Origin of the sequence: Micromonospora kangleipakensis (assembly GCF_004217615.1) — a bacterium.
Classification (GTDB): domain Bacteria; phylum Actinomycetota; class Actinomycetes; order Mycobacteriales; family Micromonosporaceae; genus Micromonospora; species Micromonospora kangleipakensis.
The window spans coordinates 4,342,959-4,362,696 of sequence record NZ_SHLD01000001.1 but is presented as its reverse complement, the minus strand read 5'-3'; the positions used below and the strand labels follow the sequence as shown (position 1 = coordinate 4,362,696).

At 73.3% G+C, this 19,738-nt stretch carries 21 protein-coding genes; 5 read left to right on the top strand and 16 right to left on the bottom strand.

The features are described from left to right. The first annotated feature begins 19 nt into the window (after positions 1–19). From EV384_RS34940 to EV384_RS20885, 3 genes are all read left to right on the top strand, one after another. Positions 20–193: a hypothetical protein gene (locus EV384_RS34940; RefSeq protein ID WP_165440001.1), complete on the top strand. Its 174-nt coding sequence runs from the start codon at positions 20–22 to the stop codon at positions 191–193. 208 nt (positions 194–401) lie between these two features. Continuing rightward, positions 402–986 carry a histone H1 gene (locus tag EV384_RS20890; protein WP_130335810.1) on the top strand — a complete coding sequence of 195 codons (585 nt, stop codon included), beginning with the start codon at positions 402–404 and terminating at the stop codon, positions 984–986. 22 nt (positions 987–1,008) lie between these two features. Further along, the gene (locus EV384_RS20885; RefSeq protein ID WP_130335808.1) at positions 1,009–1,428 is read left to right on the top strand and encodes a YchJ family protein; all 420 of its coding nucleotides are present in this window, start codon (positions 1,009–1,011) and stop codon (positions 1,426–1,428) included. A 39-nt stretch (positions 1,429–1,467) separates the two neighbouring features. Here the strand turns inward: EV384_RS20885 and EV384_RS20880 are convergent, their stop codons facing one another. The 8 genes from EV384_RS20880 to EV384_RS20845 form a co-directional block, all read right to left on the bottom strand. Further along, positions 1,468–2,013 carry a gluconokinase gene (locus EV384_RS20880; RefSeq protein WP_130335806.1) on the bottom strand — a complete coding sequence of 182 codons (546 nt, stop codon included), beginning with the start codon at positions 2,011–2,013 and terminating at the stop codon, positions 1,468–1,470. Beyond that, positions 2,003–3,232: a D-mannonate dehydratase ManD gene (manD, locus tag EV384_RS20875; protein WP_130335804.1), complete on the bottom strand. Its 1,230-nt coding sequence runs from the start codon at positions 3,230–3,232 to the stop codon at positions 2,003–2,005. Before manD ends, EV384_RS20880 begins: the two co-directional genes overlap by 11 nt. A gap of 25 nt (positions 3,233–3,257) precedes the next feature. Beyond that, positions 3,258–4,211: a sugar kinase gene (locus EV384_RS20870; protein WP_242624184.1), complete on the bottom strand. Its 954-nt coding sequence runs from the start codon at positions 4,209–4,211 to the stop codon at positions 3,258–3,260. Next, on the bottom strand, positions 4,208–4,831 hold the full coding sequence (locus EV384_RS20865) for a bifunctional 4-hydroxy-2-oxoglutarate aldolase/2-dehydro-3-deoxy-phosphogluconate aldolase (RefSeq protein WP_242624183.1): 624 nt from the start codon (positions 4,829–4,831) through the stop codon (positions 4,208–4,210). The genes EV384_RS20870 and EV384_RS20865 overlap by 4 nt, the downstream gene beginning before the upstream one ends. Positions 4,832–4,833: 2 nt before the next feature. Continuing rightward, the gene (gene dgoD / locus EV384_RS20860) at positions 4,834–5,982 is read right to left on the bottom strand and encodes a galactonate dehydratase (protein WP_130335800.1); all 1,149 of its coding nucleotides are present in this window, start codon (positions 5,980–5,982) and stop codon (positions 4,834–4,836) included. A 2-nt stretch (positions 5,983–5,984) separates the two neighbouring features. Then, a complete protein-coding gene (locus EV384_RS20855) occupies positions 5,985–6,800 on the bottom strand; it encodes a carbohydrate ABC transporter permease (RefSeq protein WP_130335798.1) in 816 nt (271 codons plus the stop codon). Beyond that, positions 6,797–7,744: a carbohydrate ABC transporter permease gene (locus EV384_RS20850; RefSeq protein WP_242624182.1), complete on the bottom strand. Its 948-nt coding sequence runs from the start codon at positions 7,742–7,744 to the stop codon at positions 6,797–6,799. The genes EV384_RS20855 and EV384_RS20850 overlap by 4 nt, the downstream gene beginning before the upstream one ends. A 77-nt stretch (positions 7,745–7,821) precedes the next feature. Next, complete coding sequence (locus EV384_RS20845) at positions 7,822–9,063, bottom strand: ABC transporter substrate-binding protein (protein WP_242624181.1); 1,242 nt, start codon at positions 9,061–9,063, stop codon at positions 7,822–7,824. Positions 9,064–9,249: 186 nt separating this feature from the next. Between EV384_RS20845 and EV384_RS20840 the strand changes: the two genes are divergently transcribed. Then, positions 9,250–10,008 carry a FadR/GntR family transcriptional regulator gene (locus tag EV384_RS20840; RefSeq protein ID WP_242624180.1) on the top strand — a complete coding sequence of 253 codons (759 nt, stop codon included), beginning with the start codon at positions 9,250–9,252 and terminating at the stop codon, positions 10,006–10,008. Between the two features lie 312 nt (positions 10,009–10,320). Here the strand turns inward: EV384_RS20840 and EV384_RS20835 are convergent, their stop codons facing one another. Then, on the bottom strand, positions 10,321–10,710 hold the full coding sequence (locus EV384_RS20835; protein ID WP_130335792.1) for a DUF2267 domain-containing protein: 390 nt from the start codon (positions 10,708–10,710) through the stop codon (positions 10,321–10,323). Positions 10,711–10,891: 181 nt separating this feature from the next. On the opposite strand from EV384_RS20835, the gene ligD reads away from it, so the two are divergent. Continuing rightward, the gene (gene ligD / locus EV384_RS20830) at positions 10,892–11,857 is read left to right on the top strand and encodes a non-homologous end-joining DNA ligase (RefSeq protein ID WP_423202910.1); all 966 of its coding nucleotides are present in this window, start codon (positions 10,892–10,894) and stop codon (positions 11,855–11,857) included. A gap of 11 nt (positions 11,858–11,868) precedes the next feature. Here the strand turns inward: ligD and EV384_RS20825 are convergent, their stop codons facing one another. From EV384_RS20825 to EV384_RS20795, 7 genes are all read right to left on the bottom strand, one after another. Continuing rightward, positions 11,869–12,276, bottom strand: coding sequence for a DUF2267 domain-containing protein (locus EV384_RS20825; protein ID WP_242624179.1), 408 nt, complete (start codon positions 12,274–12,276; stop codon positions 11,869–11,871). A 69-nt stretch (positions 12,277–12,345) separates the two neighbouring features. After that, on the bottom strand, positions 12,346–14,217 hold the full coding sequence (locus tag EV384_RS20820; RefSeq protein ID WP_165440160.1) for a transketolase: 1,872 nt from the start codon (positions 14,215–14,217) through the stop codon (positions 12,346–12,348). A 49-nt stretch (positions 14,218–14,266) separates the two neighbouring features. Continuing rightward, entirely contained in the window at positions 14,267–15,544 is a 1,278-nt protein-coding gene (locus EV384_RS20815) for an MFS transporter (RefSeq protein WP_130335788.1), read from the bottom strand. Between the two features lie 187 nt (positions 15,545–15,731). Next, complete coding sequence (locus tag EV384_RS20810) at positions 15,732–16,733, bottom strand: mechanosensitive ion channel family protein (protein ID WP_130335786.1); 1,002 nt, start codon at positions 16,731–16,733, stop codon at positions 15,732–15,734. 73 nt (positions 16,734–16,806) lie between these two features. Further along, the gene (locus EV384_RS20805; protein WP_130335784.1) at positions 16,807–17,820 is read right to left on the bottom strand and encodes a hypothetical protein; all 1,014 of its coding nucleotides are present in this window, start codon (positions 17,818–17,820) and stop codon (positions 16,807–16,809) included. Between the two features lie 47 nt (positions 17,821–17,867). After that, positions 17,868–19,514, bottom strand: a complete 1,647-nt coding sequence (locus tag EV384_RS20800; RefSeq protein WP_130335782.1) for a serine/threonine-protein kinase — start codon at positions 19,512–19,514, stop codon at positions 17,868–17,870. Further along, on the bottom strand, positions 19,511–19,717 hold the full coding sequence (locus tag EV384_RS20795; RefSeq protein WP_130335780.1) for a hypothetical protein: 207 nt from the start codon (positions 19,715–19,717) through the stop codon (positions 19,511–19,513). The genes EV384_RS20800 and EV384_RS20795 overlap by 4 nt, the downstream gene beginning before the upstream one ends. Positions 19,718–19,738: the final 21 nt, after the last annotated feature.

Below are 19,738 nucleotides of genomic sequence, written 5' to 3'. Positions count from 1 at the left end.
GCCTCATGAGGGAGCAACGATGAAGATCGCCAGACACCGGATCATCGACGTCCTGCGCGCCCGCGGCCAGCATGTCCGGGCCGACTGGATCAGGCGGGAGCTGCCCGACGAGGTCGACGTCGACAAGCACGCGGGCCTGCTCGCGACGCTGCACCTCGATCCGGCCGACCTGGCCGAGACGCCGTCGCGGTGAGGGTGCCGCCGCCGGGTTCGGTGGCGTAGCGGGGCACCGCGTGCAGCACGAACCGGGTGGGCGCGCCGGCGCCCGGGAGTTTGGGGGTCGGGGACGGGGGAAGACAGCTGCCCGCCGTGTCGGCCGGTCCGACGCGGCTGGCCAGCGCCCTGCCCCGTCGGCGGCACTGCCGGCCGGGGTCGGGGCAGATCCCCGAGGAGGAGCGACGATGGCGGACGCGGCGAGGGGTACCACCCGAGCGGCCACCAGACCCACCGGCGCGCGGAAGGCGACGGGGGCCCGCAAGGCGCCGCTGAAGCGGGCGGCGGCGGCGAAGAAGGTCGCGGCCGCCACGAAGCGGGCCACCGGGACGAGCGCGGCCAAGACCCCGGGCGGGAAGCCCACCCCGACGACGGCCCGGGTGGCCCGCAAGAAGGCCACCGCCGCCACGACGGCGACCCCCACCCGGAAGCCGACCGCCAAGGCGACCGCCGCGAAGAAGGCACCCGCCAAGAAGGCCGCCGCGAAGAAGGCACCCGCGGCGAAGGCCCCGGCGAAGAAGGCACCGGCCAAGAAGGCCGCGGCGAAGAAGGCCCCCGCCAAGAAGGCCGCCGCGAAGAAGGCGCCGGCCACGAGGGTCGCGGCGAAGAAGGCGCCGGCCAGGAAGGCGACGGCGGCGGCCCTGGACCGGGCCACCGCGGAAACCCGGGCGCCGGCGAAGAAGACGACGACCATGGAGTCGTTCGGCAGGCGGAACACGGCTCGCCGGCCGAGCCGCGGGCCGATTCGCGGGGCTGGTCGCTCGGCGCGCTGAGCCCCTCGGCGAGAATGACCGCATGGCGAAACGCGGTGCCCGCCGAAGCGCGGCCGACCAGACGACCGGAGCCTGCCCGTGCGGGTCCGGCCTGCCGTACGCCGACTGCTGCGGCCGGTTGCACCGGGGCGAGGCGGACGCCGCGACCGCCGAGGCGCTGATGCGCTCCCGGTTCAGCGCCTTCGCCGTCGGCGACGTCGACTACCTGGTACGCAGCTGGCACTCCTCGACCCGGCCGGCCCGGCTCCGACTCGACCCGGGGCAGCGGTGGACCCGCCTGGAGATCCTCGGGACCGACCGGGGCGGCCTCTTCGACTCCGAGGGCACGGTCGAGTTCCGGGCCCACTACCGGGCGGCGGGGCGCCCCGGCACGCTCGACGAGCGCAGCCGCTTCGTCCGCGAGGACGGCCGGTGGGTCTACCTGGACGCGCTGCCCGGGTGAGCGCCACCGGGCCCGGACGCACGCCCGGGCCCGGTGACCCTACGGGCCGCCGACCGCGCTGCCGGCCCGCAGTCCGAGCCGGTCGACCGCCGCGGTGACCAGCTCGTCCGGCGGCAGGGTGATCTCCAGGACGACGCCGGGCTCGTCCTGGTCCAGGTGTTCCAGGATCGCCCGCTGGGAGTCGAGCAGGCTGGCCGGCATGTAGTGCCCGGCGCGGCGGCTCATCCGGTCCCGGATGAGCTCCGCCGCCCCGGCCAGGTGGACGAACTCCACGTTCGGCGGGCCCTGCCGCAGCACGTCCCGGTAGGACCGCTTCAGCGCCGAGCAGGCCAGCACCGTGGAGACCCCCTCGGCGTGCCGGGCGGCCATCCAGTCGGCGAGGGCGCGCAACCACGGCCAGCGGGCGGCGTCGTCCAGCGGTACCCCGGACCGCATTCGCGCCACGTTGGACTCGGAGTGGAACTCGTCCGCCTCGGCGAACCGGAGCCCGGTCTGCTCACTGATCCCCCGGGCCACCGTCGTCTTGCCCGCCCCGGACACCCCCATCACCACGATGTGCCGGGTGGGCCGTCGATCACCAGTCATGGACGGTGCCGTCCTTGAGCCGGTTGAACGGCAGGTACGCCGGCTGGTACGGGAACCGGGCGGCGGCCGCCTCGTCGAGCTCGACACCGAGACCGGGCTGCTCCCCCGGGTGCAGGTAACCGTCGGTGAAGGTGAACGACTGCCGGAAGACCTCGTTGGTCAGCGCGCCGTGCTGCATGTACTCCTGGATGCCGAAGTTGTGGATGGCCAGGTCCAGGTGGAGCGCGGCGGCCATGCCGACCGGTGAGATGTCGGTCGGGCCGTGGATGCCGGACTTGATCTGGTACTGGGCGGCGAAGTCGAGCAGCTTGCGCATGGCCGTGATGCCCCCGGTGTGGGTGACGGCGGACCGGACGTAGTCGATCAGCTGTTCCCGGATCAACGTCTGGTAGTCCCAGACCGTGTTGAAGACCTCGCCGATGGCCAGCGGGGTGATGGTGTGCTGGCGGACCAGGCGCAGCGCCTCCTGGTTCTCCGCCGGGGTGCAGTCCTCCAGCCAGAACAGGTCGTACGGCTCCAGGGCCTTGCCGAGCCGGGCGGCCTGGATGGGGGTCATCCGGTGGTGCCCGTCGTGCAGCAGCGGCAGCTCCGGGCCGAACTCGTTGCGGACGGCCTCGAAGACACCGGGGAGGTGGCGCAGGTACGCCCGGGTGTCCCAGTCCTCCTCGGCGGGCAGCGGCGTGCGCTGCGCCGGCTCGTAGTCGTACCGCTTGCCGTCGACGCCGGGCTGGGCGGCGACGCCGTAGACGGCGTTGATGCCGGGCACCGACGTCTGCACCCGGATCGACCGGAAGCCGAGGTCGAGGTACTGGCGGATCGAGTCGAACAACTCCGGCAGATCCCGCCCGGAGGCGTGGCCGTACGCCATGATCCCGGTCCGCGACGCGCCGCCGAGCAGCTGGTAGAGCGGCATCCCGGCGGCCTTGGCCTTGATGTCCCAGAGGGCGACGTCCACGGCGGCGATGGCGGCCATGGTGACCGGCCCCCGCCGCCAGTAGGCCGACCGGTAGAGGAACTGCCAGGTGTCCTCGATGCGGTGCGGGTCACGGCCGATCAGCAGGGGCACGACGTGGTCGGCCAGGTAGGACGCGACGGAGAGCTCGCGCCCGTTGAGGGTGCCGTCCCCCAGCCCGGTGAGTCCCTCGTCGGTGGTGATCTTGAGGGTGACGAAGTTGCGGTCGGGGCTGGAGACGATGACGTCCGCTGCGACGATCTTCACGCAGGTGCCTTTCTCGGGGGTGGGGTCAGCGAAGGGTGCTGCCGGGCTGGAGGTCGTCCAGCAGGGACAGTTCGTCGCGTCGCGGCAGGCCCTCCCAGTCGCCGTCTCCGGCGACGGCGAAAGCGCCGAGGGTGACCGCGCGGCGCAGCCGCCCGGCCAGGTCGAGGCCGTCCAGGTGACCGGAGAGGTAGCCGGCGGTGAAGGCGTCACCGGCGCCCACGGTGTCCACCGCGGTGACCGGCAGCGCCGCCGCGTGCCGGACGCCGTCGCGGGTGTACGCCCGGGCGCCGTCGGCGCCGAGCTTGACCAGCACGGTCGCCACACCCCGCGCCAGCAGCCCGGCCACCGTGGTCTCCTCGGCGGCGCCCGGTTCGCCGACGAGGTCCAGCTCGTCGGCGGAGGCGACGACGACCGAGGCGTACCCGGCGAGGGGGGCGAGCGCCGCGCGGGCGTCGTCCCGCCTCCACAGCTTCGCCCGGTGGTTGACGTCGAGGCAGACCAGCGCCCCGGCCCGGGAGGCCGCCTCGGCCGCCCACCGGGTGGCCTCGCGGGCGCTGTCAGAGAGCGCCGGGGTGATGCCGGTCAGGTGCAGCACCCGGGCGCCGGCGGCCAGCGCCGGGCGCAGGTCCTCGACCGACAGCGCGGAGCCGGCCGAGCCGGCCCGGTGGTAGCGCACCCGGGTCAGGTCGGCGGTGCGCCGTTCCAGGAACATCAGCCCGGCCGGGCGGTCCCGGTCCCGGGTCACGTGGTCGACGGCGACGCCCTCGGCGCGCAGCTGCCGCAGCACGTACCCGCCGAGCTCGTCGTCGCTGACCCGGCCGGCCCAGGCCGTCCGGTGGCCGAGCCGGGCCAGCCCGATGGCGACGTTGGACTCCGCGCCGGCCAGGCGCATGGTCAGCGCGCCGCCCGCGGTCAGCGGCCCGGCGGACCGCAGCGACACCAGCGCCTCACCGAAGGTGAGCAGGTCGACGGCGGTCACGACGTCGCGGCGAGGTAGGCCCGGGCCCGCTCCCGCAGCGCGTCGAGGTCACCGCCGGAGGCGGCGTCGCCGACCAGCGGGCCGCCGACGCCGACGGCGATCGCGCCGGCGGCGAGGTAGCCGGGCAGCTCGGCGAGGCCCACCCCGCCGACCGCGACGAACGGGATCTGCGGGAACGGGTCGCGCAGCGCCTTCAGGTACGCCGGCCCGCCCACCGACGCCGGGAAGAGCTTGACGGCGGCGGCCCCGGCCCGGACCGCGGCGTACGCCTCGGTCGGGGTGAGCGCCCCGGCGGCGACCGGCAGGCCCCGGCGGACCGCCTCGGGGATGGAGTCGACGACGGCCGGGGTGACCACGAACTGCGCCCCGGCGGCGGCCACGTCGGCGACGGCGGCCGGGGTGAGCACCGTGCCCGCGCCGACCAGCGAGCCGGCCGGGGCCGCCGCCCGGATCGCCGCGATGGCGTCGAGCGCGCCCGGCGTGGTCAGGGCCACCTCCACCACCCGTACGCCCTCGGCCAGCAGGGCGGTGCCGGTGGCGATGGCGGCGGCGGTGTCGGAGCCGCGGATGACCGCCAGCAGGCGGGTGGCGGCGAGTTCGGCGGTGAGGTCGAGGGTCATGGTCACCATTCCGCGTAGGAGCCGTCGAGGTGCCGGAACATCGGGCTGCGCCAGGCGTGGCCGCGCTTGTCCGCGGCGCGGACCGCCGCCTCGTCGATCTCGATGCCCAGCCCGGGCGCGGTGAGCCGCTCGACGTACCCGTCCACGAAGGTCAGCGGGGTCTTGTCCAGGCAGTAGTCGAGCACCTCGGCGCCGAGGTTGTAGTGGATGCCGATGCTCTGCTCCTGGATCAGGTAGTTCGGCGTGGCGAAGCCGACCTGGAGGCAGGCCGCGAGGGCGATCGGTCCGAGCGGGCAGTGCGGGGCGAGCTGCACGTCGTACACCTCGGCGAGCGCGGCGATCTTGCGTACCTCGGTGATGCCGCCGGCGTGCGAGAGGTCCGGCTGCGCGACCGCGATGCCGGCCTGGAAGACGGGCAGGAACTCCTGCCGGCTGTAGAGCCGCTCCCCGGTGGAGACCGGGGTGGTGGTCGACCGGACGAAGTCGCCGATCAGGTGGGAGTTCTCCGGGACGACCGGTTCCTCCAGGAACAGCGGCCGGTACGGCTCCAGCAGCGGCGCCACCCGGCGGGCGTTGGCCAGGGTGAACCGGCCGTGGAAGTCGACGGCCACGTCGCGGTGGTCGCCGAGCACCTCGCGGGCCGCGGCCACCCGGGCGACCACGCCGTCGAGCTCGGCCACCGAGGCGATCGGGCTCATCCGGCCGGAGGCGTTCATCTTGACCGCGGTCAGCCCCGCCTCGACCTGGGCGGCGATGTGGTCGCGGACCTCGCTCGGCTCGTCGCCGCCGACCCAGCCGTACACCCGGATCCGGTCCCGGACCGGGCCGCCGAGCAGCTGGTGCACCGGCGCCCCGAAATGCTTGCCGGCGATGTCCCACAGCGCCTGATCGAGGCCGGACACGGCGCTGGCCAGGATCGGGCCGCCCCGGTAGAACGAGCCCTTCGTCATGACCTGCCAGTGGTCCTCGATCCGCAGCGCGTCCCGGCCGACCAGCAGCTCGCCGAGCTGCTCGACCGCGGTCCGGACGGTCTCGGAGCGCCCCTCGCAGGTGGCCTCGCCCCAGCCGACGATCCCCGAGGAGGTCTCCACGCGGACGAAGAGCCAGCGGGGTGCGACGAGGAAGGTCTCGATGCGTGCGATGGTCGTCATGTTCAGCCCTTCGTCGCGCCGGCGGTGAGCCCGGAGACCACGTACTTCTGCACGAACAGGGCGATCAGCATGATCGGCAGGGTGACCACGGTGGCGGCGGCCATCAGCCCGCCCCAGTCGATGCTCGCGTAGCCGACGAAGTCGAAGATCGCCACGGGCAGGGTCTTGGTGTCGGCGCCGGAGAGCACCAGGGCGAACATGAAGTTGTTCCAGGAGAAGATGAAGGAGAGGATCCCGGCGGTGGCGACGCCCGGCACGGAGAGCGGCAGGGTGATCCGCCGGAACGCGCCGATGTGGGTCAGCCCGTCGACCAGCGCCGCCTCCTCCAGCTCCTCCGGCAGGCCGTCGAAGTAGCCCATCATGATGTAGACCACCAGCGGCAGCGAGACGAACATGTGGCTGAGGATCAGCACGCCGAAGCCGCCGACCATCTTCAGGTTGGAGAAGACGTAGTACCAGGGCACCAGCAGCGAGACGCCGGGGATGACCCGGGCCATCAGCACCACCAGCGCGGACTTCCGCATGTTGAACCGGCTCATCGAGTACGCGGCCGGCACGCCCAGGATCAGCGACGCCACGGTCGCGGCGAAGGCCACCCAGAGGCTGTTGCCGATGAACTGGACGTAGTTCGCCCGCTTGAGCACGGTGGCGTAGTTGTCCATCGTGGGCGAGAAGACCAGCGCCTTGCCGGTGTCGTAGATGTCGACGTTGGTCTTGAACGACGCCGCGACCATCCAGAGCAGCGGCGCGAGCAGCGCCAGCACCACGACGGCGAGCGCCACCACCCGGAACACCCGGTACGCGGGACGGGGCTTCATCGCTTGGCCTCCTTGCGGCGGGCGGTCAGCGCCCACATCGACCCGATGATGATCAGGAAGAAGATGATGAGGACGGTCGAGGAGACGCCGTACTCGTTGTAGTCGAAGCTGAGGCCGTAGGCGTACACGTTGAGGGTCTCCACCTCGTGGAACGATCCGCCGCCGCGACCCTTGGTGGCGTAGAGGATGTCGAAGGTCTTCAGCGCGTCGATGCCGCGCAGCAGGATCGCCACGATCACCGTGGGCATCAGCAGCGGCAGGGTGACGTGCCGGAAGCGCTGCCAGGTGCTCGCGCCGTCGATCCGGGCGGCCTCCTGCGGCTCCTCCGACAGCGAGGTGAGCCCGGCGAGCAGGATCAGCACCACCATCGGCGTCCACTGCCACACGTCGATGAAGATGGTGGTGGGCAGCGCCGAGTGCTGGCCGGCGAGCCACGGCTGGGGGCCGATGCCGACCCAGCCGAGCACCTGGTTGGCCAGGCCGATGTTCGGGTCGAAGATGAGCCGCCACATCATGCCGACGGCGACCGGGGTGGCGACCAGCGGCATCAGGATGGCCACCCGGACCCATTTCTGGCCGCGGAACGGCCGCCACAGCAGCAGCGCGACCGCCATGCCGAGGACGACCTCGAAGAGCAGCGCGACGACGGTGAACGCCGCGGTCCGCCCGACGGCCGGCCAGAACCGCTCGGTGTCCGACAGCACGTCGACGTAGTTCCGGAAGCCGACGAACTCACTCTCGGCGCGGACGGAACCCTCGGCGTCGGTGAGGCTGAGGTAGCCGGTCCAGGCCAGCGGGAAGACGATCAGCGCCGCGACGAAGATCATCGCCGGCGCGGCGAAGAGCCACTTGCGGTGCTCGTTGGCCCAGCGCGCCCAACCGGGCGTGTCGGGCATTTCCGAGGCGCCGCCGGGCGCTCGGGCGGGAGTGGTGACTGTTGCCATGGGATCTCCGGGGGTGGGCGGGGCCGGCGGGGAGACGCGGGTGGCGGGGCCGACCGGCCCCGCCACCCGCGCGCGGCTTACTTGGCCTCGTCGTCCAGGAACTTCTGGAACGCGGTGTTCGCCGTGTCGGCCGCGGCCGCGGCGTCCTTGCCGGCGATCGCGTCGACGATCGGCTGGCCGACGATCTCGCGGGCCTCGGCGACCTTCACGACCAGCGGCCGGTCGTGGCCCACGCCGACCTTGGTGCTGGCGGCGATGGCCTCGACCAGGTCCTTCGGGTAGGTCGCGGTGCCCTCCGGGTTGGCCCAGACCGAGGTACGGGCGCTCGGCACGCCGGCCTTCTGCTGGACGAGCGTCTGCTGCTTGCCGGTGGCCCACTCGATGAACTTCCAGGCGTTGCTCTTGTTCTTCGAGCTGTCGTTGACGCCCAGCGCCCAGGAGGGGATGTTGTACGGCTTCGAGCCGGCCGGGCCGGCCGGGAACGGCGCGAAGCCGACGGTGTCGGCCACCTTGGACTTGGCCGGGTCGGTGGCGTTCTTGTAGAGCGAGTCGGCCTCGGTGTAGAAGGCCGCCTTGCCCTGGGTGAAGATGGCCATCGCCTCGGGCCAGCTCATGTCGGTGCTGACGTTCGCCGGGCCGGAGTCCTTGATCAGCCCGCCGTAGTAGGCGTACGCCTGCTTGGCGGCGTCGCTGCTGACGCCGGCCTTGCCGCTGTCGTCGACGAAGTCACCGCCGAAGCTGTACAGGAAGCTGGAGAACTGGGTGACGGCCGGCGACTTGCCGGTCCGGGCGACGAAGCCGGCGACGCCCGGCTCGGCGGCCTTGACCTTGGCGGCGGCGGCCTTGAGCTCGTCGAGGGTCTTCGGCGGGGCGCTCAGGCCGGCCTTGGCGAGCAGGTCCTTGCGGTAGTAGAGGACCTCCTGCTCGGTGATGATCGGGACGCCGACCGGCTTGCCCTCGTACGAGGTGGCCTCCACCGGGCCGGCCTGGAAGTCGGCGAAGTCCCAGTCCTTGTTGGACTTCACCTGCTCCGACAGGTCGGCGAGGTACTTGTTCTTGGCGAAGAGCTTCCCCTCCTGCAGGGGGCGGTACATCATCACGTCGATGTCGGACGAGCCGGCGTTGAGCTTGACGTTGTACTGGTCGGAGAGCTGGTCCTCGCCGAGCTGGGTGATCTCGACCTTGAGGCCGCTCTGCTTCTCGAACTCGGGCAGGGCCTGCTTGATGTTCTCCGTCCACACGTGGTTCGCCAGGGTCACCCGGACCGTCTTGGACGCGCTGCTGTCGTCGCCACCGCCGCCGCACGCGGAGAGGCCCATGGCGACAGCCACAGCCAGAGAAGTACCGAATATCGATCGACGCCGCACGTCCATCTCTCCTTCTGTCGTGGCCGCCGCCCGGGGGGAGGGGCGCCACATCGTTGTAACGTCCGCTTAACGACCGGATGCTAGGCCCAAAAAGCTGACTTATTCAAGAGGTGATCTCTAACTGATATGCTCCGAGCCGTGGATCAGTCCTCCTCAGGGGTCGCACCCGCCCAGCACGCCCCTGCCGAGGCCGGGCTGCACGCCCGCGTTCTCGACCACCTCGGCACCGCCATCTGCGGCGGCGAGGTGGTCGCCGGCTCCGTCCTCAACATCGACGACCTGGTCGAGCGGTACGCGGTCTCCCGCTCGGTGATCCGCGAGGTCCTGCGGGTGCTCGCATCCATGGGACTCATCGAGACCCGGCGCCGGGTCGGGGTGATGATCCGACCGGCCGAGGTGTGGAACGTCTTCGATCCGCAGGTGATCCGCTGGCGACTGGCGTCGGCCGGGCGGATGGCCCAGATGCGCTCGATCACCGAGCTGCGGACCGCGGTCGAGCCGCACGCCGCCTGGCTGGCCGCCGGCCGGGTCGACCACGACGAGGCGAGCGACCTGGTCGGCCTCGCCGCCAAGATGTGGGCCGCCGGCAAGGCCGGCGACGAGGAGCGCTTCCTCAGCCTGGACATCGAGTTCCACCGGCGGGTGCTCGCCGCCTCCGGCAACGAGATGTTCATGAAGCTCCAGGAGCTGGTCGCCGAGGTGCTCACCGGCCGGCACCACTACCACCTGATGCCGCACTACCCCGACGAGCAGGCCCTGCAACTGCACGCCGACGTCGCCCAGGCGATCCAGCGGCGGGACGGCGAGCGCGCCCGGGAGGCCATGGTGCGGATCATGGAGCAGGCGTTCGACGAGATGAAGTCGATGTGGGAGCAGACCGGCGAGCCCGGCCGGTGAGCCTCAGCCGAAGGCCACCCGCTTGAGCCAGAAGTCGAGCAGCTGGCCGTCGCCGAGCATCTCGACGTCGGCGGTCTCCGGTCACCGCCGCCCGTAGACGAGCAGCAGCAGCTCGGTCAGCGGCCCGCGTACGGCCACCGCGCCGGCCAGCTCCGCCGCTCCCTCGACCAGCCAAGGGCCGACCCCTGCCGGATCCTCCCGAGTTAAGGCCGACAGGTCGCGGAAGTGCGTCGGAGGGCGGCCTCGCGGCCCGGGTCCGCACCGCCTCCGCCGCCCAACGCCGACCCCGCCGAGGTCAGGACTGCCTCCCGGTCAGGCCCCGCGCGGGACCGGCTCGGCCAGGGCGCGGATCTGCGCGGGCAGCTCCGACATGGCGTCCCAGAACTCCCGGTGCGCGACCACGCGGTGCAGGGTCTGCAGGACGGCCCGGGCGCCCCGCTCGGCGACGTCGTCCGCCACCCCCGCGCGCGCCGCCACCCGGCGCAGGAACTCGTCGTACGCGAACACCTGCGGCTCCTCCGGACGGGCCCTGGCCAGGAACGGGCGCAGCTGGTGCGCCACGTGGTCGGCCAGGTCCGCCGCCTGGCCGCCACTGATCCGCTCCGCGAGGGTGCGCAGGGTGGCCTCGGTCAGGGATTGCGCCGTCTCCGGCGGTACGCCCGCCCGGGCGGCCACCTTTTCGAAGAACTCCAGCTCAGCCATGCTCCGTCCTTCCCGTCCCGGAGACCGCGTGGCTACCCGCCGCCACCGGCCGCAAACGATCGGCGGCCTCTCGTTGCCCCGACGCCGCAGGGCGACGGGCGCCCGCGGTCGAGACGTGCCGGCGCGAGCGGAATGACCGGAAACCTGCGTCTCCGCGCGCGGGATTGGCCATGATCGAGGCGTGAGTGCCAGGATGCCGGGTCTCGTGCCGCCGATGCTGGCGTCCAGTGGCGCGCTGCCCGGCGGGCCCGGCTGGGCGTACGAGTTCAAGTGGGACGGCGTGCGCGCGATCGCCTACGTCGACGACGGGTTACGGCTGCTCAGCCGCAACGACCGCGACGTCACCCGGGCGTATCCGGAGCTGGACGAGCTCACGCAGCTCCTGGCCGGGCGGCGGGCGGTGCTCGACGGGGAGATCGTCGCGCTCGACGCCAACGGCCGGCCCAGCTTCTCGGCACTGCAACACCGGATGCACGTACGCGCGCCGAGCGCCGCGCTGGTCGACGCCACGCCGGTCCGGCTGTACCTGTTCGACCTGCTGCACCTCGACGGGCGGGACCTCACCCGCCTGCCGTACGCCGAACGCCGCACGGCGCTGCAGGAGCTGGGGCTCAGCGGGCAGAGCGTCGACACGCCGCCCCATTGGACCGGCGACGCCGGTCGGGACCTGTCCACCGCGGCGGCGGACCTCGGCCTCGAAGGGGTCGTGGCCAAGCAGATCCGCTCGCCGTACGAACCGGGTCGCCGCTCGCCGGCGTGGGTCAAGGTGCCGCTCAACGACACCGTCGAGGTCATCGTGGGCGGCTACAAGCCGGGCGCCGGCCGGCGGGCCGGCACCATCGGCTCCCTGCTGCTCGGCATGTACGACGAGCAGGACAGGTTGGCCTACATCGGACACGTCGGCACGGGCTTCACCCAGACCGTGCTGCGCGACCTGCAGCAACGCCTGGAGCCGCTGCGCCGGCCGGACCCGCCGTTCGCCTCGCCGGTGCCCCGCGAACACGCCCGCCATGCCGTCTGGGTCGACCCGGTCCTGGTCGGGGACGTCGCCTTCCGGTCCTGGACGCCCGACCGCCGGCTGCGCCACCCCTCCTGGAAGGGGCTGCGCAGCGACCGCGAACCCGCCGAGGTCCGGCTGCGGGCGTGACGCGGCCGGGCCTACGTGCCGATCCGGCGGGGTTCGAGCCGGGTGGCCGCCGGCCCCGTCAGCTGCCAGAACTCCTTCGGCAACTGGGCGATGGAGTCCTGGTACTCCTTCTCGCTGACCGCGTCCCGCAGCGTGTCCAGCACGGCGCGCACCCCGTCGGTCGCCGTCTGGAACTCCACCGCGGCGCGTTGCTGCACCCGCTCGAAGAACTCGGGAAGCTCGAACGGTTCGGCCTCCTCGTCGGGCTTGCGTAGGTCTCCCCGCAGCCCCTCGGGGAGCTGCGCGGCGAGATCCCGTGCCTGGCCGCCGCTGAGCCGCTCCGCCAACGTCGCGAGCGTGGCACGGGTGATCGGCTCGGCCAGCGTCGGTGACATCTTCGGTCGCGTCGCCACCGACTGGATGAACTCCGCGTACTTCACCTCGAACCCCCTCCTGCCGCGAATGCTGCGTCTACCCGCGCGCCCGGGGGTGAAACGGCGCCCGTCGCGTCAGCGGCCGGGGGCCTCCGCGGCGCGTGCCGCCGCGACGATGGCGCGCACCCCGATCCCGGCCTGGTCCATCAGCTGGGTCGGGGTACCGGAGGTGGGTAGGCCGCGTACCGCCAGGTGCGTCACCCGCACCGGCTCGGCGAGGTTGGCCAGGGACTCGAGGACCGCCGACCCCACACCACCCTCCGGGTAGTGGTCCTCGACCACCAGCAGCCGACCGCCGGTGGCCCGGACGGCGTCGAGCAACCGGTCCCGGTCCAGCGGCTTGACCGAGTACAGGTCGATGACCCGGGCCTTGATCCCCTCGCGCGCCAACTCGTCGGCGGCAGCCAGGCAGTTGTGCACCGTCACCCCGGCGCCGATCAGCGCGACGTCGTCGTCGTCGCCGCCACGGAGCAGTTTGCTGCCGCCCACCGGGAAGGTGTCCTCGTTGTCGTAGAGCACCGGGTACTTGCCTCGGGTGGTGCGCAGGTAGTTGACGCCCTTGCGGTCGACCATCTGCGCGACGAGGGCCGCGCAGGACACGGCGTCGCTGGGATACAGCACCGTCGACCCCTGCACGGCGCGCATGGCCGCCAGGTCCTCCAGCCCCATCTGCGAGGGACCGTCCGCCCCGATCTCCACCCCGGAGTGCGACCCGGACAGGGCGATGTCGGCCCGGGAGATGCCGGCCATCCGGATGAAGTCGTAGGCGCGGGAGAGGAACGCCGCAAAGGTCGCGGCGAAGGGCCGATAGCCGCGTACCTGCAGCCCGACCGCGGCGGCGACCAGTTGCTGTTCGGAGATGAACATCTCGAAGAACCGGTCCGGGTACGCCTCGCCGAACTTGTCGGCGCGGGTGGAGTCGCTGACCTCACCGTCCAGGGCGACCACGTCCGGCCGCGAGCCCAGCGCGCGCAGCGCGTCGCCGTACGCGTTCCGGGTGGCCACGTTCGCCCCCTTGTCGTACCGGGGCATGGTGGGTGGCTCGCCGGCGGGGGCGCCGGCGGGCGGGGCGGGCTCGGGCCGCGGCCCGGTGACGCGGATCTGGCGTACCCCGCCGAGAGTCTCCACGGCACGCTCGGCCATGTCGGGTTTCAGCGGCTTGCCGTGCCACCCCGGCTGGTTCTCGACCTCCGACACCCCCTTGCCCTTGAGCGTGCGGGCGAGCACCACGGTCGGACCCGTCGCCTGCCGGGCCCGGCCGAACGCCTCGTCGATCGCGACCAGGTCGTGGCCGTCGATGACGAGCGCCTGGCAGCCGAACGCCTCGACCCGGCGGCGGTAGGTGTCCAGGTCCCATTCCAGCTCGGTCGGGCCGCGCTGCCCGAACCGGTTGATGTCGACGATCGCGGTGAGGTTGTGCAGGCCGTAGTGGCCGGCCTTGTCCAGCGCCTCCCAGATGGAGCCCTCGGCCATCTCGCTGTCGCCGCACAGCGCCCAGACGTGGAACGGCAGATGATCGAGGTAGCGGCCGGCGAGCGCGATCCCGACGCCGGCGGGCAGGCCCTGACCGAGCGAACCGGTGGCGACGTCGACCCAGGGCAGGGCCGGCGTGGGGTGCCCCTGCAGGCGCGACCCGAACTGGCGGTAGGTCTCGACCAGCTCCTGGTCGGTGATGGCGCCCACGGCCTTGAAGACCGCGTACAGCAGCGGCGAGGCGTGACCCTTGGAGAAGATCAGGTGGTCGTTGGCGCGCCCGCGCGGGTCCGTCCAGTCGTAGCGCAGGTGCCGGGAGATCAGCACCGCGAGCAGGTCGGCGGCGGAGAGGCTGGAGGTCGGGTGCCCGGACCCGGCCCGGGTGCTGCACCGGATCGCGTCGACCCGGAGCTGGGCGGCGAGCTCACCCAGCCCGGCGAGGTCCTCCGCGCGCAGCGTGCGCTCTGCTTCCATCGTCACCGGCATCGCCTCCGCACCTACCGTAATCAGGAAAGAAACGGCCTTACCCGGTAACCACCGATTTGCCGGGCGCCGGCGCGTCCCGCCACGACCGGGAGCCGACCAGCCAGCCCGCCACCGCCAGGTACGGCAGGGCGGCCAGCGCGAAGGCGATCCCGTTGCCGGCCGCGCCGGCCACGACGGCGTACCCGCCGTAGAACGCGACGATGGTCAGGTCGGTCGCCATCCCGGCCACCGAGGCGACCGTCGCCCGGCCCGGGCCGGTGATCCGGGCCTGCAGGCGCACGTCCGCGAGCACCGTGGCGAGCTGGAACGCGGCGAAGGCGACCGCGAGCGGCAGGAAGCCCACCGGGCTGCCGACCAGGGCGCCCACCGCCAGCGCCGACGCGGCGAGCACCAGCAGGCCCGCGTACCCGCGGATGGTCAGCCGCTCCCCCGCCGGGGCGAGCAGCCCGCCGGCGGTCATCCCGGCCCAGAGCAGCAGGAGCAGCAGCGGCACGGTCGCGTCGGCGACGCCGGTCTCCCGGGCCAGCAGCGCGGTGTACTCGTCGAGCCCGCCCCAGATCGCGGTCACCGCCGGGACGAGCAGCACGGCGGCGCGTACCGTGCGGTCGGCCCGGGCCTCGGCCAGCCCGACGCGCAGGGTGGCCAGCCACCCCAGCTCGTCGCCGCCGTCCGGCTGGTCCCGCCGCTCGGCCGTGGCCGGTCCGGGAACCGCCGCGGGCTCGACGGGCCGGCCCGGTCGGTGCTCGGGCAACCGGGTCGCGGCGGCCGCGGCGAGCAGGCAGGCGAGGATGCTGGCCGCGCCCACCGCCGGGTAGCCGCCGACGGCGAGGACCGGCCCGGCCAGCGCCCCGGAGCCGGCCGCACCCAGCACCCCGGCGGTGTGCGCCCGGCCCATCAGGCGGGCGTACCGGTCGGTGGCGCCGAGCCGGTCGAGTTCGGTGAAGACCAGCGCCTCCAGCGCCCCGGAGCGCAGTGCCCCGCCGGCGCCCCAGAGCAGGAACCCCACCGCGAACGCCGGGTAGGACGGGGCGAGCACCCAGCAGGCGAAGCCGGCGGCGGGCAGCAGCGGCGCCAGGACGAGCAGCAGCCGCCGGGAGACGGCGTCGGCCCACGCCCCGGAGGGGACCTCCAGGACGATGCCGGTCGCCGACCAGATCACGAAGAGCGAGGAGATCTGCCCGACCGACAGGCCGTTGTCGCTGAACAGCAGCACGTACACCGGGTAGAGCAGGACGAGGTCGGTGAGGAACGCGTAGCCGTAGAGCGCGCCCGCCAGCCGGCGGGCCGCGGGTACGCGCGCAGGAGAGATGATCATGAGGCCTTCCCACGGGGACGGAACGGACGCCGGACGTACGGCGTCCGCGGCGGCCCGCGGCCACGGCCTCTAAGGCAGGATCAACATCGCCAGGTCATGAAGCCGATGCTAACGCTCGTCGAGTCTGCCCGGAACACACGTCGGGGTGGGACCCGGCTGGGCCCCACCCCGGTGCGCGTGCGGACGGTCAGCGGCGGAACTTCTCCACGTCCGCCTGCGGGATGACCATCGTGGACTCGTTGTCCACCGCCTGCTCGGCGGTGGGCTGCCGCGGCGTGGTCGGCTGGGTGCGCTCCGACTCGCCGTACGGCGGGACCGGCTGGGTGGGCTCCGCCGCGCCGTACGGGGCGACCGGCTGGGTGGGCTCCGCGCCGCCGTACGGGGCGACCGGCTGGGTGCGGTCGGCGTCGGTGTCCCGGGCGACCGGCTGGGTCAGCTCGGCCTCCGCGTACGGGCTGACCGGCTGGCTCAGCCGGGCCTCGACGTCGCGCCGGCCCGCCTGGTACGCCCGGGCGTGCGTGGCGATGGCCCGCGACTCCTGCTCGGCGCGGGTCAGCCAGTTCTCCCAGCGGCTCTGCATCGGCCGGACCAGCCCGCCGCCGACGCCCACGACGAGGATGCCGCCGACGGTCGCGAGCACCGCGATCAGCACCGGGGTGGTCACCGCGGTGGCGACGCCGATCTGGTTCAGGGCGGCGATGACGCCCAGGCCGAGGATGAAGATCGAGGCGATGTTGGCCAGCACCCGGCCGTACGACAGGCCACCGAGGGCGCTGGAGATGATGTCCTTGACCGCCTTGGCGATCGCGGCGGCCACCACCACGATGACGATGGCGACGAACGCGCGGGGCAGCCAGGCGATGACCCCGGCGATCAGGTCGGAGATCGGGTTCGGGCCCCAGATGCCGAAGGCGAGCTGGAGGGTCACCAGCAGCACCCCGTAGTAGGCCAGCTTCGCCACGATGTCGCTGGCGTCGTACTTGGACCGGGCCAGGGCGGTCTTGATGCCGCCGCGCTCGACCGCCTTGTCGAAGTGCACCCGCTCCAGGACCGTGTCCACGAGCTTCAGCACGGCCTTGGCGATCAGCCAGCCGACCACCAGGATCGCGATGAAGGCGACGGCCTTGGGCAGGAACAGCATCACCGAACGGAACGCGTCGCCCACCGCGTTCCCGAAGTTGTCTTTCATCGAAGGGCCTCCACACACGGATTCAGGTCGGTCCGCGGGGGACCTACCCGAACGCGGTGCGCGGGAAACGCGGTCAGCCCCGCCGGCAGCGGTAGCTGACCTCGGTGCCGGCCTGCACCGGCGACGGCTCGATGATGTTGACGGTGGCCGTCTCCTTCGTCGTGCCGACGCCGCTGAAGCTCCACCTGAGGGTCAGCAGGACGGTCCGCTGGCCCCGGCCGACCCGCTCGCTGAGCAGGCTGCCGGGCGCGGCGTCCGAGCGGAGCCACTGGTAACGGAGCACGCCGCCCCGGCCGTTGGTCCGTACGGTCGCCACCACGTCGACGGTGACGTCGCACCGGTCGCCGGCCGGCTGCGGCACGGCCACCGTCACGCCCTCGACCTCCAGCGGGCTGATCCGCTGCCACAGGTAGAACCCGACCGCCACCAGCAGGACGACGGTGAGCAGGGTGGAGAGCACCGAGACGACCCGGCGCCACAGCGGGCGCGGCCGGCGCGCCGTGGCCGCCGCGGGCCAGGCGGGGGCGGCCGGCGGGGTGGCCGGCACGCCCGGCCCGAAGCGGACCTCGCCGCCGGGCGCCGGCTGGGACCGGCCGGTCGCGGCCCGGGCGTCGCCCGCCACCCCCGGGTACGCGGGGCTCGCCCCCGCCGCGGGGTACGTCGAGGTGGCCGGGCCGGTCGCGGTGGGTTCGGTCCCGCCGCTCGCCGGGAAGTGGACCGTCGGCTCGGTGCCGCCGGTGGTGGCCGCAGCGCCGGCCAGGTGCACGGTCGCGTCGGTGGCCCCGAGGCGGGTCGTCGCGTCCGGCCCACCCAGGTGCACGGTGGCGTCCGGGGACCCGAGGTACACGGTGTCAGCGCCCAACCGCACTGTCGAATCGGGCGGACCGAGGTGGACGGTGGCGTCCGTGTCCCCAAGGTGCACGGTCGCATCAGTGCCGCCGAGGTGCATCGTGGAGTCGGTGGCATTCAGGTGCACGGTGCTGTCGGTGGCGCCGAGCGTCCGGGTGCGGTCCGGATCGACGGGTGCGGCCGGCAGCGGCACCGCCCGGGTGGGCAGTGCCTCGGTGGGCTCCTCCGGCCGGGTCACCCGAACCGTCCCGTGATGGAACTGTCGAACGAAGGCACGTCGCGCTCCTATCCGGGGGTGCAGTAGTTGTAGAGCGTCACGTACACCGGTGACGTCGAGCTGGTCGAGTTGCCGGCGGCGTCGACGGCGGTGACGAAGATCGGGATGCGGCTGCTCTGCTTCGGCGCGGTCAGCGGCCCGAGCGTGCCCTGGAACCGGCCACGCCCGACGGAGGTCATCTGCACCGTCGCGGTGGCCCCCTCCAGGGTGTAGCGGAAGCTGACCTTCAGGGCGTCCGCGCCGGTGCGATCGTCGGTGACGGTGGCGGTGACGGTGCTGGACTTGTACCCGTACGGGCAGCCCTTCGGCTCCAGCTCACCGGGGTTGACGCTGACCCCGCCGAGGGACGGGGCGGTGACGTCGGGCGGTGGCGGCGGAGAGGTGCTGGTGGACGGCCGGGGCGCCGGGGCGGTGGTGCGTACCGGGGAACGGTTCGGCGTGGCGGACGGCGACCGGCTCGGGGTCGCCGACGCGGCGGCGGCGGGCGTCGGGGTGGCCGGCGGGGTCGGCGTGGCGCTCGGCGGCTCCGCCGGGGTCGCGGCGGGTGTACCGGTGGGATCGGCGCCGGGCGGGTCGACGCCGGGCGGGCTGGCCGCGACGGCGGGCTCGCTGCGGGAGGCGTAGCTGTACCCGGCCCCGCCGACCAGCAGCGCCGCGACCAGTGCCCCACCGGCGAGCACCGCGGTCCGCCGGCGGCCCTGCCGGAACACCGACCGGCGCACCGGAACCGTCCCGCCGAGGACGGTGCTGGCCAGGCTGGTGGCGCCGCCGGACCCGTCGGGGAACGGCCAGAGGGCGGCGAGCAGGGCCGCGCGGCGGGCCAGCTCCCGCAGCCCGCGCTCCTCCCACTCCTCGCCGTACGCCCCGGCGGCCACCTGCTCCAGCACCTCGATGAAGACCTGGGCGGGTTGCGGCCGGTCGGCGGGCTGCTTGGCCATGCCGTGGCGCAGCAGCTCGTGCACCGGCGCGGGCGCCGGGTCGGTCGGGATCGGCGCGGTGGCGTGCTGCTGGCGCAGGGTGAGCAGGTCCCGTCCGTCGTACGGGGGGCGGCCGGTGAGGCACTCGAAGAAGGTGGCGGTGGCGGCGTAGATGTCGCAGGCGGGGCTGGCCGGCGCGCCGGTCCACTGCTCCGGCGCCATATAACGGGGGGTGCCGGTGACGGTGCTGTCGGCACCCTCGCCGATCGGCATCGCGATGCCGAAGTCGGCGAGCTTGCTGAGACCCTCGCCGGTGACCAGCACGTTCTCCGGCTTGTAGTCGCGGTGCACGACGCCGCGAGCGTGCGCGGCGGCGAGCCCGGCCAGCGATCCCTTGAGGACGCAGAGCGCCGACTCCGGGGTGGTCGGGCCGTGGGCGCGCAGCATCTGCCGCAGCGACACCCCGTTGACCAGCTCCATGACGATGGCGGCGCCGGCGGGCGACTCGACGTACTCGTAGAGCCGGGAGACGTGCGGGTCGTCGATCTCGCCCAGCAGCCGCGCCTCGGCCTGAAACGCGGTGCGGAACGACGGGTCCTCGCCGACGCTCTTGATCAGGTACTTGATGGCGACCGGGGTGCCGGTCCCGTCGTGGGTGGCGAGCATGACGCTGCCCGACGCGCCGGCGCCGAGCCGACGGACCGGCGTGTAGCCGGAGAGTTGCCAGCTCGCGCTCATGCGACGGACTCCACCGCGATCCAGGGGCGGCCGTCGGTCACCGCCACGCTGATCATTGTGGTCCCGCCGGGGCCGGCGTCCATCGGCGCAACGGCTGCTTCCGTCGCCCGGATGTCGCGCCGCGACCGGTCGTGGCGGCCGTGCGTGCCGCCGCCGCGGGGCCGGCCGGGCGAGGTGGACGAAGCATGGTCGGTTACGGACACGTCGCCACTGTTAGCAGACCC

What these genes read in the sequence shown, in the direction of transcription:
- EV384_RS34940 (WP_165440001.1), top strand. Translation starts at nt 20, where the DNA reads ATGAAGATCGCCAGACACCGGATCATCGACGTCCTGCGCGCCCGCGGC.
- EV384_RS20890 (WP_130335810.1), top strand. Translation starts at nt 402, where the DNA reads ATGGCGGACGCGGCGAGGGGTACCACCCGAGCGGCCACCAGACCCACC.
- EV384_RS20885 (WP_130335808.1), top strand. Translation starts at nt 1,009, where the DNA reads ATGGCGAAACGCGGTGCCCGCCGAAGCGCGGCCGACCAGACGACCGGA.
- EV384_RS20880 (WP_130335806.1), bottom strand. Translation starts at nt 2,013, where the DNA reads ATGACTGGTGATCGACGGCCCACCCGGCACATCGTGGTGATGGGGGTG.
- EV384_RS20865 (WP_242624183.1), bottom strand. Translation starts at nt 4,831, where the DNA reads ATGACCCTCGACCTCACCGCCGAACTCGCCGCCACCCGCCTGCTGGCG.
- dgoD (WP_130335800.1), bottom strand. Translation starts at nt 5,982, where the DNA reads ATGACGACCATCGCACGCATCGAGACCTTCCTCGTCGCACCCCGCTGG.
- EV384_RS20855 (WP_130335798.1), bottom strand. Translation starts at nt 6,800, where the DNA reads ATGAAGCCCCGTCCCGCGTACCGGGTGTTCCGGGTGGTGGCGCTCGCC.
- EV384_RS20850 (WP_242624182.1), bottom strand. Translation starts at nt 7,744, where the DNA reads ATGGCAACAGTCACCACTCCCGCCCGAGCGCCCGGCGGCGCCTCGGAA.
- EV384_RS20845 (WP_242624181.1), bottom strand. Translation starts at nt 9,063, where the DNA reads ATGGGCCTCTCCGCGTGCGGCGGCGGTGGCGACGACAGCAGCGCGTCC.
- EV384_RS20835 (WP_130335792.1), bottom strand. Translation starts at nt 10,710, where the DNA reads ATGGCTGAGCTGGAGTTCTTCGAAAAGGTGGCCGCCCGGGCGGGCGTA.
- EV384_RS20820 (WP_165440160.1), bottom strand. Translation starts at nt 14,217, where the DNA reads ATGGAAGCAGAGCGCACGCTGCGCGCGGAGGACCTCGCCGGGCTGGGT.
- EV384_RS20815 (WP_130335788.1), bottom strand. Translation starts at nt 15,544, where the DNA reads ATGATCATCTCTCCTGCGCGCGTACCCGCGGCCCGCCGGCTGGCGGGC.
- EV384_RS20810 (WP_130335786.1), bottom strand. Translation starts at nt 16,733, where the DNA reads ATGAAAGACAACTTCGGGAACGCGGTGGGCGACGCGTTCCGTTCGGTG.
- EV384_RS20800 (WP_130335782.1), bottom strand. Translation starts at nt 19,514, where the DNA reads ATGAGCGCGAGCTGGCAACTCTCCGGCTACACGCCGGTCCGTCGGCTC.